The 2,796-nt window shown below is 31.9% G+C and carries 4 protein-coding genes; all 4 read right to left on the bottom strand.

Annotated elements, in window-relative coordinates; translation table 11 throughout:
- Positions 1–145 precede the first annotated feature (145 nt).
- On the bottom strand, positions 146–649 hold the full coding sequence (locus C0512_RS15005) for a hypothetical protein (RefSeq protein ID WP_290863020.1): 504 nt from the start codon (positions 647–649) through the stop codon (positions 146–148).
- A gap of 3 nt (positions 650–652) precedes the next feature.
- A complete protein-coding gene (locus C0512_RS15000; RefSeq protein ID WP_290863019.1) occupies positions 653–1,138 on the bottom strand; it encodes a hypothetical protein in 486 nt (161 codons plus the stop codon).
- Positions 1,139–1,400: 262 nt separating this feature from the next.
- Positions 1,401–2,570: a site-specific integrase gene (locus C0512_RS14995; protein ID WP_290863017.1), complete on the bottom strand. Its 1,170-nt coding sequence runs from the start codon at positions 2,568–2,570 to the stop codon at positions 1,401–1,403.
- An 18-nt stretch (positions 2,571–2,588) separates the two neighbouring features.
- Positions 2,589–2,796: hypothetical protein (locus C0512_RS14990; protein WP_290863015.1), on the bottom strand; the 208-nt coding region annotated here is incomplete at its 5' end.

The raw sequence follows: 2,796 nt of genomic DNA, 5'->3' as shown, positions 1-2,796 counted from the left end.
CTATTACCCGCACTTTTAAAAATTGCAAAACCCTTAAAGTCAATACTTTAAGGGTTTTTTGTTTTGTTTTTTGCCGAAAATTTGCCGAAAATTTTATCTAAAAAATAGCGTAACTCCGCGTAAACAATTTGAGTAAAAGTGAAAATTAGGTATTTTGAATAGTGAAATTTGTAAATTGCAAACCATTTAAATCAATACATTTTAAATTTGTTTTGCCAAAATCAGCGCCATACTCTTTTTGAAAAAATAAAAGTATTTTGTCTAAGTGATGCACGGCTTTCTTAAAATGTGTACTGTAGGTTAAGCATTGACGTTGTATATCAACCTCTGTGTCAACTTGATTTTTATTTTCAGTAAGCAAATATCGAGAACGCCTTGATAGGTTTGCCAATGAATTGTAAGAAGCATAAGTGTCTTCATCTAGTTTTGCAACCGAAAGGCCATAAGGATTTAACGCTAAATCAACTCTAGTATGGCTAAGATAATTTTTATTTGCTTTTTTGGCAATATGAGCGTTCATAAGGTGCAAAGCGGTATAAAAGCACGTTGTAACTTGCCAATCCCAACGGTCATTTATAAGGGAATTTATCCTTGATAAATAGTCAAGATTGCTCTTAGCTTGGGCTATATGTTCATCAAAAGATGCCAAGTTTTATTTTGCAGGAATTGCAACATTGTGATAATGATTAGGAACTGCCAATTGGTCGCATTCTTCAACAATTGTTGAACTAATTGCAAAACCATATTTACTGTATTGCGCATTCACCTTCGCTTGGGCAAGAATAAGTGCTTTTTCTGCTTCCTCATCGTTATTGTAGATTTCAGCCCAAACTAAAACTTTACTATTTGAAAGCTCTAAGCCTAGTTTTTTAGGATTGTGCTTCATTGAAGAAAGTTCTTTGACGTAATCGTTAAGTAGTCCAGAAATAAAATACTGCGTTGACATTTTTCGTGCATCGACAATAACGGCTTCCATATTGCCATCGAAAAGCTTTTGATACATTTGCTTTTTTTCCGGCTCCATTAAGTCATTTTTCAACAACTGTTCATCTAACCTAATACTGCCAACAAACTCATCAAACCAAGTTTCTTGATTAAAAATTTTGGAATTGTTATTATCTATATTTTCTGAAGTCATGTTTGGTTGTTTTTAGATAATAATATAAGGCTGTAAATGCGTAATCCGCAACAAATATAATATTCTGATACAAATATACAATTATTAGCCGTTTTTATTTTATAAAATTTTGGAATAACGTTATATGACATATTTAACCGCTGATTAGCAATTTACGCACATTGTATACCGATATGCAAAAGACTTCGCAAAAACCATGCTAACTTAACTTCCAACCACTTCAACCGAAACCAGTTTTAAATTGGTTGTACTCAATGATTACTCAAAACTCAAAATTAGCATTTTTCACCACCGGATCACAGTTTGCAATCCTTGGAGTATAAAGTTCTGTTATTTTTAGACTTGAATGTCTTGCTTGGTCTCTCACTTTGATTGATGGAACTCCCGCAATCAACAAATCCGTTATACCGGTGTCTTTTAAAGAGTAAAATTTAAACTCTTTACCCAGTTTCATTTTTTTACGGTATTTAGTCCATCTATGATTGATTTTTGAAGGTGTAAGCTTTTCGATTCCCGGATTAAAGTTGCAGTCAAATAAATAGGTGTTGCAATCATTTATATCTACGCCTTGCAAGTACAACTCAAGAAGTTCTTTTAATTTGTTAGGGATGGTCACTGTTGCAGCAGTTTTGTTTTTACTCTGTTCCCCGGATATGTAGAAAACATTATTTTTTAAGTCTACATCAGATACTTTTAATTTTGTCAATTCGGTTCCTCTAATGAATGCATAGTAAGTACACATGCAGAGAACAAAAAAACCAAAATCAGACTCTTTTAAGTATTCTGAAATAATAGCTTTTTTGTCTTCAGGAATTACTTTTCGAATTTTTTCGAGTTTTCTTTTTCTAGGAATTCCTTGTGCCGGATTCTCTCTTGTGTAGCCGCGGGAAAAAAGGAAATTGCAAAACACTTTTGTAAAGGTCAAATAATTGTTGTAGGACGTAGGTGAGTTTCCTTTAGAGTATACCCAATCAAGATATTTAAAAATGAATTCTCTATTCAGGTCATAAATGTATTTTGATGAGTATTTTTTCAAAAAAAATGACTCAAAAATGCTAAGCATTGAACTATAGCTTCGTAATGTATCCGGTCTCTTAACGCCGTCATTTACTTCTTTTTTGAGTACATTTAAAAATTCTTGCTTCACTTCTTCAAATGTCATAAATAAATTTCTTGATTCATTTTTAAACGGTGACCACCCTTTTTTTAAATTCTCATTAATTGTTTTGGCCATTTGAGAGGCTGTTTTTTTTCGTTCAACAATATTGTCATTGGGTGGAACTCTTAACCGGCAACGAACTAATTTTTCTTCGTGTGGATTGTAGCAGTAATAAACAATAATCCAATCCTTGCAAGGTCTAACTTTGGCTGGTCTGTAATCTGTAAATGAATTGTCAAATGTTTTTTTTCGTTCTCTTTTTTTTGTTTTCATAAATGATAAATTTTGTTTCTACATTTCCAACAAATCCACATTGTTGAAAATCAATAAGTTATTTGATTTTTTTTGTAGAAAGTGTTGGAACTTAGTTATTATTTCCAACGCTTTCCAACGCTTTCCAACGGCATTTCTACACTTTAAATACATATAAATCAAATAGTTAAATTGTTGTTGGAATTGTTGGATTAGTATTTTTAAATATTTACGGAATATTGAATAT

This window comes from Flavobacterium sp. (genome assembly GCF_013822155.1).
GTDB lineage: Bacteria > Bacteroidota > Bacteroidia > Flavobacteriales > Flavobacteriaceae > Flavobacterium.
This window is presented reverse-complemented; position numbering and strand designations above follow the sequence as displayed.

What these genes read in the sequence shown, in the direction of transcription:
- C0512_RS15000 (WP_290863019.1), bottom strand. Translation starts at nt 1,138, where the DNA reads ATGACTTCAGAAAATATAGATAATAACAATTCCAAAATTTTTAATCAA.
- C0512_RS14995 (WP_290863017.1), bottom strand. Translation starts at nt 2,570, where the DNA reads ATGAAAACAAAAAAAAGAGAACGAAAAAAAACATTTGACAATTCATTT.